This is a genomic window from Fictibacillus sp. b24, assembly GCF_030348825.1.
Classification (GTDB): domain Bacteria; phylum Bacillota; class Bacilli; order Bacillales; family Fictibacillaceae; genus Fictibacillus.
Window position 1 is genome coordinate 674,048 of the sequence record NZ_JAUCES010000005.1, and the last position, 15,749, is coordinate 689,796.

14 protein-coding genes are annotated in these 15,749 nt (G+C 43.0%); 11 read left to right on the plus strand and 3 right to left on the minus strand.

Annotated features, from left to right (window positions below; translation table 11 throughout):
* The first annotated feature begins 199 nt into the window (after positions 1 to 199).
* From QUF49_RS03350 to QUF49_RS03360, 3 genes are all read left to right on the plus strand, one after another.
* Positions 200 to 1,420 carry a glucoamylase family protein gene (locus tag QUF49_RS03350; RefSeq protein ID WP_289494333.1) on the plus strand — a complete coding sequence of 407 codons (1,221 nt, stop codon included), beginning with the start codon at positions 200 to 202 and terminating at the stop codon, positions 1,418 to 1,420.
* Positions 1,417 to 3,828: a beta-galactosidase gene (locus tag QUF49_RS03355; RefSeq protein WP_289494334.1), complete on the plus strand. Its 2,412-nt coding sequence runs from the start codon at positions 1,417 to 1,419 to the stop codon at positions 3,826 to 3,828. Before QUF49_RS03350 ends, QUF49_RS03355 begins: the two co-directional genes overlap by 4 nt.
* Positions 3,829 to 4,270: 442 nt before the next feature.
* Entirely contained in the window at positions 4,271 to 4,711 is a 441-nt protein-coding gene (locus QUF49_RS03360) for a hypothetical protein (protein WP_289494335.1), read from the plus strand.
* Positions 4,712 to 4,748: 37 nt separating this feature from the next.
* Here the strand turns inward: QUF49_RS03360 and bglX are convergent, their stop codons facing one another.
* Positions 4,749 to 6,920: a beta-glucosidase BglX gene (bglX, locus tag QUF49_RS03365; RefSeq protein WP_289494336.1), complete on the minus strand. Its 2,172-nt coding sequence runs from the start codon at positions 6,918 to 6,920 to the stop codon at positions 4,749 to 4,751.
* Between the two features lie 216 nt (positions 6,921 to 7,136).
* A complete protein-coding gene (locus QUF49_RS03370; protein WP_289494337.1) occupies positions 7,137 to 7,364 on the minus strand; it encodes a hypothetical protein in 228 nt (75 codons plus the stop codon).
* A 139-nt stretch (positions 7,365 to 7,503) separates the two neighbouring features.
* On the opposite strand from QUF49_RS03370, the gene QUF49_RS03375 reads away from it, so the two are divergent.
* The 4 genes from QUF49_RS03375 (at position 7,504) to QUF49_RS03390 (ending at position 11,521) form a co-directional block, all read left to right on the plus strand.
* Complete coding sequence (locus QUF49_RS03375) at positions 7,504 to 8,028, plus strand: type 1 glutamine amidotransferase domain-containing protein (protein WP_289494338.1); 525 nt, start codon at positions 7,504 to 7,506, stop codon at positions 8,026 to 8,028.
* A 148-nt stretch (positions 8,029 to 8,176) separates the two neighbouring features.
* Entirely contained in the window at positions 8,177 to 8,299 is a 123-nt protein-coding gene (locus QUF49_RS03380; RefSeq protein ID WP_289494339.1) for a hypothetical protein, read from the plus strand.
* 205 nt (positions 8,300 to 8,504) lie between these two features.
* Positions 8,505 to 10,010, plus strand: coding sequence for an argininosuccinate lyase (gene argH / locus QUF49_RS03385; protein ID WP_289494340.1), 1,506 nt, complete (start codon positions 8,505 to 8,507; stop codon positions 10,008 to 10,010).
* A 128-nt stretch (positions 10,011 to 10,138) separates the two neighbouring features.
* Positions 10,139 to 11,521, plus strand: a complete 1,383-nt coding sequence (locus tag QUF49_RS03390) for a hypothetical protein (RefSeq protein ID WP_289494341.1) — start codon at positions 10,139 to 10,141, stop codon at positions 11,519 to 11,521.
* A 58-nt stretch (positions 11,522 to 11,579) separates the two neighbouring features.
* Here QUF49_RS03390 and QUF49_RS03395 read toward each other — a convergent pair whose 3' ends face one another.
* Entirely contained in the window at positions 11,580 to 11,915 is a 336-nt protein-coding gene (locus tag QUF49_RS03395) for a hypothetical protein (protein WP_289494342.1), read from the minus strand.
* Positions 11,916 to 12,147: 232 nt separating this feature from the next.
* Between QUF49_RS03395 and QUF49_RS03400 the strand changes: the two genes are divergently transcribed.
* The 4 genes from QUF49_RS03400 to QUF49_RS03415 all read left to right on the plus strand — a co-directional run bounded on the left by QUF49_RS03400 (position 12,148) and on the right by QUF49_RS03415 (position 15,660).
* Positions 12,148 to 12,480: a 2Fe-2S iron-sulfur cluster-binding protein gene (locus QUF49_RS03400; protein ID WP_289494343.1), complete on the plus strand. Its 333-nt coding sequence runs from the start codon at positions 12,148 to 12,150 to the stop codon at positions 12,478 to 12,480.
* A 39-nt stretch (positions 12,481 to 12,519) separates the two neighbouring features.
* Positions 12,520 to 13,284: a creatininase family protein gene (locus QUF49_RS03405; protein ID WP_289494344.1), complete on the plus strand. Its 765-nt coding sequence runs from the start codon at positions 12,520 to 12,522 to the stop codon at positions 13,282 to 13,284.
* 38 nt (positions 13,285 to 13,322) lie between these two features.
* Complete coding sequence (locus tag QUF49_RS03410) at positions 13,323 to 14,786, plus strand: hypothetical protein (RefSeq protein WP_289494345.1); 1,464 nt, start codon at positions 13,323 to 13,325, stop codon at positions 14,784 to 14,786.
* 154 nt (positions 14,787 to 14,940) lie between these two features.
* Positions 14,941 to 15,660: a TenA family transcriptional regulator gene (locus QUF49_RS03415; protein WP_289494346.1), complete on the plus strand. Its 720-nt coding sequence runs from the start codon at positions 14,941 to 14,943 to the stop codon at positions 15,658 to 15,660.
* Positions 15,661 to 15,749 lie beyond the last annotated feature (89 nt).

A 15,749-nucleotide genomic window follows, 5' to 3' on the forward strand; every position in this document is an offset into this window, starting at 1 on the left:
GGCGATCGCTTTCCGGGGGGCGTGCGGTGAGCCACCTAGCGCCTTGCGCTGTTAGGTGTCTCACCTGTCCCGCTGATCCCCCAGGAGTCTCGCGCCTTACACTCCAATCAACTTATCAATGATGCAAAACCAAAACCTTTATACAATCCACGATCTTTTATAGAAAAATTCAAAATTAAAGATAGAGAGGGGAATAACGATGGATACACAGAAACTATTGGACCTTGAAGCAAAAGGATGCTTTGATTTTTTTTGGAACGAAGCAAACACGGATAAAAATAGCCCGGGATATGGGTTGATCCTGGATCAGTCAGCGAATAAAAAAGTAGCAAGTATCGCATCAAACGGGTTCGGTCTTACTGCGATCATCATCGGGATTGAGCGTGGCTGGATCACGAAAGAAGAAGGCTACGAACGAACGAAAGGTACGCTAGAGACATTTCTGAACAACGTGGAACATGCGAGCGGCTTCTTTTACCACTTCTTAAACATGCAAACAGCGAAGAAAAACGAAGAGTGGTACGATTGTGCGTCGATCATCGATACCGGAATCTTTTTGTGTGGTGCCGTAACATCTGCTGAATACTTTGGCGGAGAGATCGCGGAACTGTTCGAGAAAATCTATGCTCGCATCGACTGGAATGTATACTATGATGAGCCGGTCAATCAGTTCTTCATGGGCTATAACCCAGAAACAGGCGGTTTCCACCATTGGGACATGTACGCAGAACAGATGATGACATACGTACTCGGCGTGGCTTCACCTACCCATCCGGTTCCTGCAAAAATTTATGAAGGGTTTGAACGCAGAAAAGGAACGTACAAAGATTACGAGTACATCCATGCACCAGGAAACGCGATGTTCGTTCACCAATATTCGCATGCGTTCATCGATTTTAGAAATATCGTCGACGGAGACGGAATCAACTGGTTCGAGAACTCGGTAAAAGCATCCCTTGCGAACCGTGCGTTTTGTAAAGAAAAATCGAGTGAGTTCAAGACGTATCACGAGAACGCGTGGGGATTAACAGCTTGTGCAAGTCCTACCGGCTACCGTGTTCCAGGTGCTCCTCCTTATTACGAAGGGTGTACGCCTGAGCTTGAAGGTACGATCGCCCCAACAGGAGCTGGGGGTTCAATCGTGTTTACGCCAGAAGAGTCGATCTCAGCGATGAAGTACTTTTATGAAGAACATCCAAAGCTTTGGGGTGAGTATGGTTTTCAAGATTCTTATAACCTGGATGTAACCCCAGCATGGTATGCAGACCATGTCATCGGAATCGACAAGGGTATCACGCTTCTCATGATCGAAAACTATCAATCAGGTCTCGTGTGGGATCTGTTTATGAAAAACAAGTATGTGAAACAAGGTGCTGACCTGTTAGGTTGGAAAAAGACAGAAGGAAGTCCGGCAAAATGATTGATATTAAGAACAAACAGATCATCATCGACGGTAAGCCCGTTCTGATCACGTGCGGTGAGATTCATTACTACCGTCTTGATAAAAGTGATTGGCAAGACCGGTTGGACAAGTTAAAAGAAACAGGATGTAACGCCGTGGCCACTTATGTGCCTTGGCTTTGGCATGAGCCGGTCGAAGGGCAGTTTGATTTTACGGGTAAAACACGTCCTGAAACAGACCTTGCCGGGTTCATCGACCTGTGTACGGAAAACGGCTTTTATTTCTTCGTTCGCCCAGGTCCATTTATCATGGCCGAGATGAAAAATGAAGGACTGCCATATTGGGTGTACGAAAAGCATCCTGAAATCATTCCGGTAGGCTGGGACGGGAGCGAGCCAACCACGCCGACCGTGGATTATCTCGCACCAGGATTTTTACAAGAAGTTCGTAAGTATTATGAAAAAGTGATGGAAGTTGTCACGCCGCGCATCTATCCGAACGGCGGAAAAATCATTGCGTTTCAGCTTGATAACGAGATCGGAATGCTGTCCTGGGTGAGCAACACACCCGATTTGACAGACAATGTGCTGAACGATTTCTCAAATTGGTTGTGCGAACGATACGGCGATAACGTTTCTGATCGCTATCCGTTTTCGTTGGAAGAAAGTGCTGAGCGAAATGCTGCATTCCGTTCTCCGAAAGAAGAGTATGCGGCACAGCTGTTAAAAGATCTTGGCTATTACATGCGCTATCGATTCGCAAAATATATCTCGATTTTAAGAGAGTACGCAGAAGAGTTCGGGGTGAAAGACATTCCGTTCGTCGTAAACATCCACGGAACAGGTGGAGGACGAGGCTTCACGTATCCGATCGGAATCAGTCAGCTTTATGAAACGTATAACCAAGCACCTGGATACATCTCTGGCTCTGATATTTATTTTGGCGATCTTGACATGAAAACGTTTCAAGATCTCTATATCATCAACGGTCTGATGGAAGCCGTTCATAACGAAGATCAACCGTTAACGTCTGTTGAGTTCAACTGTGGTGACGGAAACTTTGGTGAGACGCTAGGTGAGCGCTATGATCCATCAGCGGCAGATTTTAAATTTAGAATGTGTCTTGCTCAAGGAAACCGACTGATCAACTATTATCTGTTTGCCGGCGGGAAAAATACTAGGCTCGATACGCTAGTTGACGACGGAAACGACCGCATCGCCTCAACAGGTGAACGCCATGGTTTTGCGGCACCAATCGGTCCAGAAGGCGACTACAACTATACGTTCCCGCGCATGTCACGCGTGAACCAAAGTGTGATGGCAGTAAGTGATAAGCTTGCGCAAATGGACGAAGAGCGTGATGATGTATCGTTCGCGTTCATTCCGGACTATTACATGACAGAATATCGGTATCCGAAGAGTGAAGTGATGCGAGAGATCCTCTCGAACATCGAGGCAAACCGCGGTGCTGGTGCTTGGGAGATCATGGGTCGTGCAATGTTGCTCAACGGTTATCGGTTTACAGCGGTTGATGTTCAGAACAAACCGCTTGATGTGACAAAAACACCCGTCCTCGCGTTACCGTCTGCTCGTTATATGGACAGTGCGATTCAGCAGAAGCTCGTAAACTATTTAAACGATGGCGGAAAAATTCTTCTATATGGTGAGGTTTCACTTTTTGATATGGAAGGGAAGGAATGTACGATTCTAGCGGATGCGCTTGGAGTAACAAGCAAGGGTTATCACCGTGACCGCTACAAAAACTATCTTTCTATTTATGGAGACAATTGGGCGTCGGGGCAGCCAGAGATTCGATCTGGTTTTGCGCAAGGGTTTGAAGTAGCAGAAGGTGTGACTCCGATTTTACGAGTGTACGGATCAAATGATGTGTGCGGTTTTGAATCTGAGGTCGGTAACGGGTGTGCAATCGTTGTAGCAGGATCTTACCGTTGCGATCTGCCGTTCTTTAAAAAAGCGCTTGAACGATTGGGTTCACGTGCGAAGCTCACTAACGACTGTCATTATCACGGAATCTTTATGACCTCTACCTCTAATGTTGACGGTGAACGGTTCATCCATCTTCTGAACCTGGATGGATTTGATAAGGAATTCACCATTTATGAAGATGGAGAAGCGTTGTTTGGTGGAAGGAAACTGTTGTTGCAGAGCAAGGACGGTGTGATGCTGCCTGTGAATCTAGCAGTAGGCAACGCGAAGATAGCTTACGCGACAGCAGAGATTACAGGTGTGAGTGCGGATCATATTGATTTCCGCTTAACACAGGTGGAAGATGTGATCGCGTTTGATAGTGGAACGAAGATTTTACCGAGTGAAGATTATGTAATTGAAGAAAATAATGAGTTGACGCTCGTTCGCAGCAAGAAACACGCAAAAGTGGATGATCAGTTGCGGATTTTGGTGGGATAGTTAGGTAAGACTGCTCTTTTGGAGCAGTCTTTTTCTATTTTTAGATTGTTAATTGTTAGGAGTCAGCTTTTTGTATTTAGGTGAAAAGTTAATCATAGAAGTTAAAAATAGACACAAAAAAGTGTATATAATTGAACATTATTCTAATTTATAGCTATTGTAAGCATCTTCAAACTTTTTATAGAGAAAATATTGGTAAATTTTATGCGGACTACCAGTGATATTGGGCGCTTGAGCGAAAAGGAAGGCAGTTGGAGCGAAACGCATTGTTGTTGGAGCGAAAACAGAGGTTCACTGAGCGAAACGGAGGATCTATTGAGCGAAAAGAGCCCACGTCTGCGCGAACGTGGAATAAATATAAGAACACGTACCGTAAAACGAATAAATATATTTACGGAACTCTTCTTAACTGGTATAAATTACCTATAGGGGAGCGGTGAAAATGGATGTGTTAAAGAAAAACAGCAAAATAAGAAGGAATTCTATCGCTACAATCGGCGTTACTGTTATTGTGACAAGCTATTTGAATGAATGGTGGATTTATGTGTTGTCCTGTTTGTTGCTAATAGGCGTCCTTCGTTATGAATCGAGTCAAGAGTTAAAGCGCTTTTTTAAATCGATTTGGTTTGTGTATTTTGCTGGGTTTATCCTTCTTCTCGCAGGTGGGGCAGACCGTGAAATGACCTTGGAGGTTTTGGGTAACGTTGCTTTAGTTGCGGGGTTCTTTTTCCCTATATTTATCGTAGGAATCTCTGTCATTCCTTATTTTCAAATCAAATGGCTTCTACCCTATGAAATGAGAACATTTAAACGAGCAGCAAGCTATGTCTTTTTTGGATGGCTGCTTTTTCTGATTATGCTTATTGGATTAATGCATCCATAAAAAGGGACTTCTCAAAACGAGAAGTCCACAATTTCTATTACTTTACTAATTTAAACGGAACACTTACCACATCATGGCTGTTCTTTCCGATAAACGCCTCAAACTTGCCAGCATCACTCTTAAACTCAAGGTTTTCATGGTGGTAGCGAAGCATTTCCTCTGTGATCTCGAACGTAACTTCAAGAGATGCGCCTGGCTCAAGAACAATCTTCTTATAGCCTTTCAACTCTTTTACTGGACGAACAACATCACCTGCAATATCACGAATATACAGCTGAACAAGCTCTTCACCAGCAACATCCCCTGTATTTGTAACGGTTACCGAAGCCGCAATGGATCCATCCTCCGTCAACACATCATTAGACAGCTTCACATCGTCATACTTGAACTCTGTATAGCTCAACCCGAAACCGAACGGGAACAGAGGCTCGTTCGGAATGTCCAGATAGTGTGACAGATAGCGCTCTTTATTGTCAGGAGTCGGCTGTGGACGACCTGTGTTGAAGTGGTTGTAATAAACGGGTACCTGTCCAACAGAGTACGGGAACGACATCGATAAACGTCCAGACGGATTCACGTCTCCGAATAAAAGATCCGCGATGGCAGCACCCGCTTCAGTCCCTGGATACCAAGCTTCCAGCACAGCGTCTACTTGATCTGCAACACCATGCAGGTCAAGCGGTCGGCCGTTAAACAGAACAGTCACGACGGGCTTGCCTAACTTTTTCATTTCCTGAATCAGTTGAAGCTGAGGTTCAGGCAGACTAATGTCAGCACGGCAACCCGCTTCACCGCTCATGAATGAAGCTTCTCCAAGTGCCAACACGATTACGTCCGCATCACTTGCAACACGAACCGCTTTTTCCAATTGCTCAGCCGTTACTGACTCAACCTCACAACCATCCGCAACAGTTAAAAGAGAAGGATCAGCCAACTTATTTAATAGACCCGTGTCTACTTTTACCACGTCATCATAAGCACCTTGCCAAGACCATGGTCCCATCAGATCGCCATTTGTAGCAAAAGGTCCGATAAGTGCAATTTTTTGCGTCGATTGAAGAGGAAGAACGTTACCTTCATTTTTCAAAAGTACACAAGATTTCGCAGCAAGTTCACGAGCTACATCACGGTGCTCATCACACAAAATAACTTCCTCCGCACGCTTCTCATCAGCACCGCGATACGGATCCTCAAAAAGTCCGAGCTTCTGCTTCAACGTTAAAATACGTTCTACTGATTCATCAACTAGAGATTCAGATAACTTGCCGCTTTCCACGAGCTCTTTCACGTGGTCGATGTAGCACGTTGTCATCATCTCGATGTCAACACCAGCAGTGAGCGCTTTATATGCCGCTTCTGCTTCGTCTTCAGCCACACCGTGCGGAAGCTGCTCTTTTACAGCACCCCAGTCCGAGATAATCACACCGTTAAAGCCCCACTCATCACGAAGAAGATCGCGCATCAGCTTCTTGTTCGCCGTTGCCGGAATACCGTCTACCGTGTTGAACGCCGTCATCACCATCTCACAGCCCTCATCGAGTGCGGCTTTATAAGCAGGCAGATAAGATTCGCGAAGCTGGCGTTCAGACATGTTCACCGTATTGTAATCGCGTCCGCCTTCAGGTGCACCGTATGCCGCAAAGTGTTTTACACAAGCAGCCACGCGGTCTTTGTCGTTCGTTAAATCCGTTCCTTGAAAACCACGAACGAATGCGCGTGCAAACTCACTGTTCAGGAAACCATCTTCACCCGTTGATTCCATCACACGGCCCCAGCGCGGGTCACGAACTAGGTCGACCATTGGCGCGAACGTAACGTGAACACCAGAAACGGAAGCTTCTTTTGCAGCGATCTCTGCACTCTTTTCAGCTAGATCAATATCCCACGAACAACCAATCGCAAGAGGGACAGGAAAGATCGTCTTAAAACCATGTACGATATCAGCCATCATCAATAAAGGAATGCCATGACGGTTTTCTTTTAAATGTGCGTCTTGAATGTTTCTCGTCTCACGAGCTCCTGATCCACCAAGAACAGACCCTGTATTGCGGATCACTTCATCCGAAATCCCCATCTCCTGCATGGGACCCGTGATAAAGCCTTGATCAGATGAACCTTTAAAGAAAGGGGTAGCAAGCTGAACCAACTGGCTAATCTTTTCTTCTAATGTCATGTCTTGAATTAAATGTTGCACGTTCTGCTTAAGCATAAAGAAAGTACCTCCTGGATATCTTTTAAATGTATAATGGTGAGCTAATCGAAACGTTTCGATAAATCTGTTAATAAAAATTATAAGCGCTTTCATTTTGAGAGTCAATGAAAAATCGAAACGATTCACTAGAAAATAAAGAGGACTAAAAAGAGGTGGCATCTATCAGTTAGTGGTCGATAAAAAAACAAAAACCCGGTCTCGATACCGGGTTTCTCATTTTACTAGTTTAATTAGTTTAGCATCACGTTCTTGTCTTTCCTTTTCATCCGCTAGGTCATACTTCTTCAAAAGATGAAAGACTTCGTTTAAGTAGTCTTGATCAGCATCAGCAGATAAAGAATCGCCAACCTCAATCACCAGTTCACGCGGCATAAAAGCTGATTGTTCGGCTAGCTTTTGCTTCACATCTTCTAACGTGTGGTCAATCGTGCATTTGCCCATTTTAAAAATACCCCCCTCTATATGTAGCTGTAATTAGTGAAGAAATCGTATCATAGATCAGGTGCTGGTGAAAGAATAGTGTCTTGACTAGGATTCATGTTACGCTAATTAGGATATAAAAATAATGGAGGTGTTAAACATGCGTTTAAAAGGTAAAAAAGTGCTGAGTCTTGTGCACCATGATTTTGAGGATCTAGAATTGTGGTATCCCATTCTTCGATTACGTGAAGAAGGAGCAGTGGTGGAACTTGCCGGTGAGAAGGCAGGAGAAACATACATTGGAAAATACGGTGTTCCCGCAGAAGCCAATTTTGCTTTTGGTGATGTGGATGCGAGTCAATATGACGCGATCCTCGTTCCTGGCGGATGGGCACCAGACAAGCTGCGCCGTTTTCCAGAAGTGATCGCCATGGTTCAGCATATGGAGGAACAGCAGAAGCCGATCGGCCAGATCTGCCATGCCGGCTGGGTTCTCGTATCGGCAAAAGTACTAGATGGTAAAAAAGTGACAAGCACGCCAGGAATCAAGGATGATATGGAGAACGCTGGTGCTGAGTGGATCGATGAACCAGTTGTGGTTGATGGCCATCTCGTTTCTAGCCGCCGTCCGCCAGATCTGCCGGACTATATGAGAGAGTTTGTTGCAGTTTTGGAAAAGAAATGATGTCATGTAGAGGTGAACACCCGAGTTTTATAAAATTCGGGTGTTTTTCTTTTGTTTTTGGAACGAGTTATTGTGTTTAAGTGATTTGTTTTAACAGCAGATGACCACCATGATTTTTGATATGATGAGATTGAAGGAGGTGAGCAAGGTGAGCGACCGAGAATTGTTAGAACAAATCTTTGAATTGAATAAACAAATTCATCAAACAATCCTAGAAATAAAAGACGATTTGGCTGAATTGCTGAACAAGACCTCGAAATCTTCCAACTAAAACAGAATTAATGATCCTCTAGATAAAATCGCTACAAAAACAAAATCCCATCCAACCAGGTACACAATTTTATAAAAACAGAAACCTGACGCTTCATGACGACGGGGTTTCTAATGTTAACATCACTTTTAAAACCGAGTTCCCAACCCACCACAATCTCTATACACTACTAACACGTATTCCTTTACCGTTAGGAGTGACTGACATGCAGTCTAAGGATGACTTTATAAAAGCCGAGGGCACGGTGTTTCCGGGAAAAACGTACGTTGAACACCTGCTGCGCCCCGTCTTTAATGACCAAAGAGACTATCTTTTTAAATATATGTTTAACATTCACCGCGCACACGTTGTGATGCTTGCGGAACAGGAGATCCTAGATAAAGGTGAAGCCGCAAAAATTTTGCAAGGAGTAGAATCTGTCGCTAAAACTGACCCGCAATCCCTCCAATATGACCCTCAATTTGAAGATCTTTTTTTCATGATAGAACACAAAATCAGCAACATAATTGGACCAGATCTCGCCGGAAAAATGCACATGGCACGAAGTCGAAACGACATGGGAATCGCCATGTACCGTCTCGCTTTGAGAGAGCACATCCTGACCCTCACAGAAAGCTCACTGTCTTTAGCAACAGCCCTTTTAGAAAAAATCGACGAACATGCCGAAACCGTTATAACCGCGTACACCCACACCCAGCCTGCACAGCCGACAACGCTCGGGCACTATTTAACGGCGATCCTAGACATACTCCTGCGTGATATTAAACGACTTCATTCCGCTTACGAAACAGTGAACTCTTCTCCAATGGGTGCGGCCGCCTTATCAACAACAAGCTTTCCGATTAATCGAAACCGCGTCTCAGAACTGCTCGGTTTTCATCAACTCATCGAAAACTCCTATGACGCGGTAGCTGGGGCCGATTACCTGATAGAATCTGCAACAGCGGTCTTAACTCTGATGACGAACAGCGGCAGGTGGATCCAAGATCTCCTCCAACTCGTAACCCGTGAACATAACATCATTAAAGTAGCTGAGCCATACGTGCAAATCAGCTCAATTATGCCGCAAAAACGAAACCCTGTTTCTATCGAGCATTCGCGCGCACTCGCCAGTTCCGCAGCAGGAGAAGCACTCGCGGCAATCCATATGATTCACAACACACCGTTCGGAGACATCGTCGATACAGAAGATGATCTTCAGCCCCATCTTTACCGAAGCTATGAAAAAGCGAACCGCGTGCTTCACCTTATGCATGCGGTTATCCGAACGATGGAAATAAACAAAGAAACCGCGCTCAAACGGGCAAAAACGTCATGCATCACGATTACGGAGCTCGCCGACTTTCTCGCAAAAGAAAAGCACGTCCCGTTTCGAACCGCTCACCAAATCGCAAGTGCTATCGCAAAAAAATGCTCACAACAAAGTATCGAGCTATACGAACTACGGTTGCAAACAGTTAATGAACTCATTCGCAACCACCAAAATGTACACCTCACTCAAAAAGAATGGGAAGAGATCATCTGTCCGATTGAATTTGTACGGCGGCGCAGTATACAAGGCGGGCCGAATCCGGATGAAGTGAGGAGGATGGCCAAAGAGCGGGATGGTTATCTACAAAGAGTACAAACAACACTCTTCAATGAAAAAGCACGACTAAAACTCGCACAAAAACTCCTAATGGACGCAGTACAGCAGCTTATCACCGATTAAACTCCATAGCATTGATCAAAGAACCTGTTGCCGCTCTTCTAACTGCAGGTTCTTTTCTTTTCCTAAGACTTCCCAATTCATTCTTTTTGTAATATAATTCAGAAAAATAAGCGCCATGTGGTGATAGGATGAAGTATTTAATATTTATTGTTTGTATGGCTTTATATTTATTATCCGTTGTCTTTCCCGCTCATCTATTGCAATTGGCAGTATCTACCCTTTGTTTGCTCATTGTTGCAATGTATTTGAAAAGTGTAGGGAAGACGGTTACAGTCATAAGCTCACTCTTTTTAATAATGGGACTAGCTATGCTTTGGTCGAGTAATGCAAGATGGAATGATTATCTGCTGTCATTCGGACCCATGCTGAACCTTTTGTGTTTATTTATGGTTGTTCCGCTTCTAGCTTATCCCATCCGATTAGGAAACTATGCTGAATCTATACAAGAGATCATCAGAAAGAATGTCAGAAACCCGAAGCAGCTTTATTTTATGACATCAGGGCTTTCTTACTTTTTTAGCAGTTTTATCAATTTAGCTAGTTTACCTATGACCTATCACGCGATAAAACCTTCTTTAGCACGCTATTCCGTAGCAAATGAATATCGTTTTATGAGCAGAGCCATCACACACGGTTTTTCTATGCCGCTCCTTTGGACACCGGTCACGCCAATCGTTGGTATTGTGATTGAAATGAACGGTGTAAGCTGGGCGTCTATGCTTCCTTATTTAATCCCGTTAAGTTTGATGGGACTAACACTTGATTGGCTGCTTGCCACTCGTCAATATCATAAGCATCGGAAATCAGCCATGTTTACTGAAAAAGAAACAGCTGCCGCAATTGAAGTTCATGCGATACAAGCAAATCGGACAAGCAGATTGTTTCACATTTTAATTGCCTTAATCTTATTTAACCTGGTCGTATCCATTATTGAATATCGTACATCGTATAGTTTTCTATTTATTGTAACGCTGCTTGTTATACCAGTCGCTTTTTTTTGGAGCTTACTTCTAAGACAAGGTAAATCCTTTATAAAAGGAATGGGAGAGCATTTTCAAACGCATGTAGTGAAAATGAGCGGACAGTTTGTCATCTTTTTATCAGCAGGGTTCTTTATATCTGCAATGAAATTTTCTAACACCGATTACCTATTCAATGTGGGACTATTACAGATAAAGGATGCAATAGGCGTTGAGCTGTTTTTAGTCTTGCTCCCAATCGTTCCACTGGTTTTAGCATTTATGGGACTGCATCCAGCAGTAGCTGTGGCATTAATGGCTGAATCACTTGATCCTTCATCACTGCAGATTTCAAGTCAGCTGTTGACGCTGTCCATGTTGGGCGGTGCCGTGGGGGCATTTCTTATGGGGCCTTTTAACGCAACGATTGGACTCATGGCCACAATAGTAGAAGAGAGCCCTTATAAACTATCAAACTGGAATGCACCGTTTACAATGGCTTATCTTGGTTTATTGATGGCATTCATACTACTTTTACAAGTTATTTTTTAAGGTAAACAGACCCAAATAAAAAGCAGCTCCCTGTATGTTCAGGGAGCTGCTTCTTTAATTAAACAGCGGATGTTTCTCGGAGTACAAGTTTCGTATATTTTGAATCTGGACCGGAGCCAGAAGCGGCGATCATCTCATCCAGTTCTGCTCGTGCACCTTCTACTGTTTCGAAGGATTCAAAGAACTTGACACGAATCTCATTTACAAATTCTTTTCCTTCATACTTTTCATATAGTCTGATTTTAATAGAATCATCTGTTACTTTGGCAATGGTGTAGCTTGCTTTTATTTCTTCAAAAAAGATAAAATCATAAGTTTCAACCGGCTCTAACCCTTCGCCTTTAATGGTTGTTTGATACGTATCTTTGTTCGTTAAAATAATATACTTTTCCATTTCTACACCTCACTATTGTATTTTGTATACCATACTACTCTATTTTACCTAACCGAAACTATGAAAGCAATTATTTTTAGAATAGATTGAATATTTAGTAAAAAAGACCTTATTCCTGTTATATCTCTCTTTTTTTACGAAATTTGCATTTTACAAAAAGCGGGCAAATGATATAATCAGAAATAAGTTTCAGAAATTTCAAACTTTTAAATACAAGAAAGAGGTGTACAAAATGCCAACTGTTCGCTTATTTCAAGATGGAGAACTTATTGAGCAAGAAGTGAAAGAAAATAGCAATCTAGTTGTTTTAGCGGGCATTAAACAGTTTCCTAAATTAAGATACGGATGTGGCATGGGGAAATGTACGAAATGCGCATGCAAAGTGACAGGTGGGGCTGAGCAGTTAAATCCGCCTAACTGGAAGGAGGAAAAGATGCTTGGAGATCGTCTTCAGGAAGGTTTTCGTTTAACTTGCCAGCTGACAGTAAGAGATGATCTTGAATTGGTACAGGATAAAAATTTTAACTTGAAAGGTATACAATATTCCAAACTAGCCACAAAGTAATGCGAACTGTCTAATGATTGAGAAAGGGGTGATCCGCAAGTGAATTCCTATCTCTTAACAGAGATGACCTATCCAGAAGTGGAAAAAGCCTTAAAGACGGTGAAATTAGCCATCATTCCAATTGGTGCACACGAACAGCACGGTCCGCATATGCTTGAAAGCTGTGATAGTGTACTAGCAGAAAAAATGGCGATTAAACTAGCTGAACGATTATATCCAGACGTAATCGTAACTCCAACGGTAAACATGGGAGTGTCCCATCATCACTTGAATTTTGCCGGTACGATCTCGCTCCGGCCATCCACACTCATCTCCATCATAAAGGATATGATTGAGTCTTTGAAGACCCACGGAATATCGAATTATTTACTTTTAAACGCACATGGTGGCAATCAATCGACGCTAAGTGTAGCAAGTTTAGAACTTTCTCATGAACTAAACGTTAAAATTTATTATGCAAAAACAACAGCTTCTGCTAAAAACGCCATTTCCACTTATGTGAAATCAGCTTTATTTGGGCACAGCTGTGAGCGTGAAGTTTCCGAAGCGCTATATCTTGCACCTTACTTAGTTAAGCTTGATCGCCTGCAAAAAGGTGACATACAGCCTGGTATCTGGCGTGAGTTGCGACCGAATAAAGCTGTTCAAGGTCCCTATCAATATGAAGAAATGACAGCGAATGGATGTATTGGGGACGCTACTCAAGCAAGCGAAGAAATAGGCAGAGAAATTGTTGAAGAAGCACTGAACAATGTTGAAAAAACAATCAAAGAAATACTGGAGTTAACAACAATAGAAGTCTGATATTCCTTTTTTATTTCAAATAGGAAGAAGGTGCTAGGATGGAGTTAACATTTGCTCATTGGTTGTATGCATTTGTCACATTAGCTGTAATCACAACAATGCTTTTTCGTAAAGGGGTAGTCCTGCCAACCTTGCTTGGAACACTGCTTGTGGCATGGGTCTATTCAGGATCGATGATCGGCGGATTAAAAGCAGTCTTTAATGCAAACCTTGTGGCTGCAAAAGAGTTGTTTAGTATATTTCTAATTATTACGTTTATGGTGGCATTATTAAAATCATTGAAAGATCTAGGATCCGATCAAAAGATGATCGCTCCGATTCAACGGATTATGGTAAATGGACACGTTGCTTTTCTAGTTTTAATCGGAATTACTTTTGTCATTTCACTGTTCTTTTGGCCGACTCCAGCGATTCCGCTCATTTGTGCACTCCTAGTTCCTGCAGCTATTCGTGCAGGCTTGCCGGCGATGGGTGCAGCAATGGCGGTTGCAATGGCAGGACAGGGCATGGCTTTGTCTTCTGACTACATCATGCAAGTTGCCCCTATGCTTTCTGCAAAAGCAGCAGGTGTATCGACAGAAGTTGTAGCCACAAAGGCTTTTGTTATGTCTTTATTTACAGGAGTTACGGCATTAAGCATTATCTATCTCATGATTAGAAAAGATATCAAAAAGCCAAGTGAAGTAAAAAACGACGTATCAGAACATGTAAGCGCATACAATTTGCAGCTAGAACTTGAAACCGCATCACAAGTATCCGCTACTACAGAAAAATATATCTCGGACAAAGAGTTAAACGTTTGGGGTAAAGTGTTCGCTGTGCTTGTTCCTCTGTCAATGCTGGCGGTTATGCTGTACATGTTTTCTACTAAATTGGGTGGAAAAGCTGTCGCACTTGAGGGTGGAGACGGAGCTGCTTTTGTAGGCGGAGTAGCAATCGTATTACTTGTCTTAGCCTCACTGGCTTTTGCACGTATGCATGCACTTGATAAAATCAGCGATTATATAACAGAAGGGTTTGTTTTTGCGTTTCGTGCTATGGGGCCTGTAATACCGATCGCAGGATTCTTTTTCCTTGGTTCCGGTGATTTCGCAGGGGGCATTCTTTCATTAGCAGACGACGCTTTGAAACCAGCTTTTTTGTTTGATCTTGTACAAGCTGCTCAAAGCACAATTCCTCAAAACGGATTTTTAACAGCGTTCGGCATTCTAATCATCGGTATCATTACGGGACTCGATGGTTCGGGCTTTTCTGGACTGCCATTAACGGGTGCGTTAGCTGGAGCTCTTCATCAAGGAACTGGAATCGAGCCAACGACGTTAGCAGCCATCGGTCAGATGGGTGCGATCTGGACTGGAGGAGGAACCATTATTGCGTGGTCTTCACTAGTGGCAGTTGCAGGATTTTGTGGTGTTCCTGTTTTGGACTTGGCGCGAAAGAATTTTTTACCGGTTATAACAGGCTTATTTCTAGCGACATTCTTAGCTATTCTCATTTGGTAAGAAAAAATAGTTAGAAAATTCATACAAAAGGGTTGACTTAACAAAAAGATAAGAGGTACTATAGTGTTAAAGTTGGTATACCAAATACAAAATACCAAGTGGATGTAATACAATCATACATACCACGGTTACTATTCTAAGGAGGAGTTCCACAATGGCAGAATTATTATCTAAAGATGAGTTCCGAAAGCAATTAGAAGAAGCGATCAAAGGTAATCATAGTCAGAAAGCACCTTTTACAGAAGCTTGGGCAACAGGTAAGCTAACTCGAGAGCATTTTGCTCGCTGGGCAGAAAACCACTATCACTATGTGGGGCCGTTTGCAGACTATCTGGCTTACATTTATGCAAGTACTCCTGAAAAATATACGGATGCTAAAGATTTCACTCTTCAAAATATGTATGAAGAAGAAATTGCAGCTGACAGACATACAGACTTGCTTATCCGTTTTGCAGAAACATGCGGAACAACTCGTGAACGAGTAGAAGATCCACATAACATTGCACCAACAACGCTAGGATTGCAAAGCTGGTGCTATGCAGTAGCGATGCGTGAGAACTTTGTTGTCGCAACGGCTGCTTTAGTTGTTGGACTTGAGTCTCAAGTGCCAGACATCTATCGTAAACAAACGCCTGTTTTACGTGAAAAATACGGATTTAGTGATGAGGAAATTGAATTCTTTGATCTTCACATCGTATCGGATGAAATTCACGGTGAGCGTGGGTACAAGATCGTGCTAGATTGTGCAGACACTGTTGAACTTCAGCAGCGTTGTTTAGAGGTCGTAAGAACAGGTGCAAAGATGCGCCGCATGTACATGGACGGTCTTTATAGCACATATGTTGCAAAAGACCTGGATCCAGTAAAATCGTAAACTACTAAAATAACTAGCTACCTGATAAAAGGCAGTTTCTCGCTATGAGGGAAGCTGCCCTCATTTTTTATATCGAAGAAAAAGGAGAG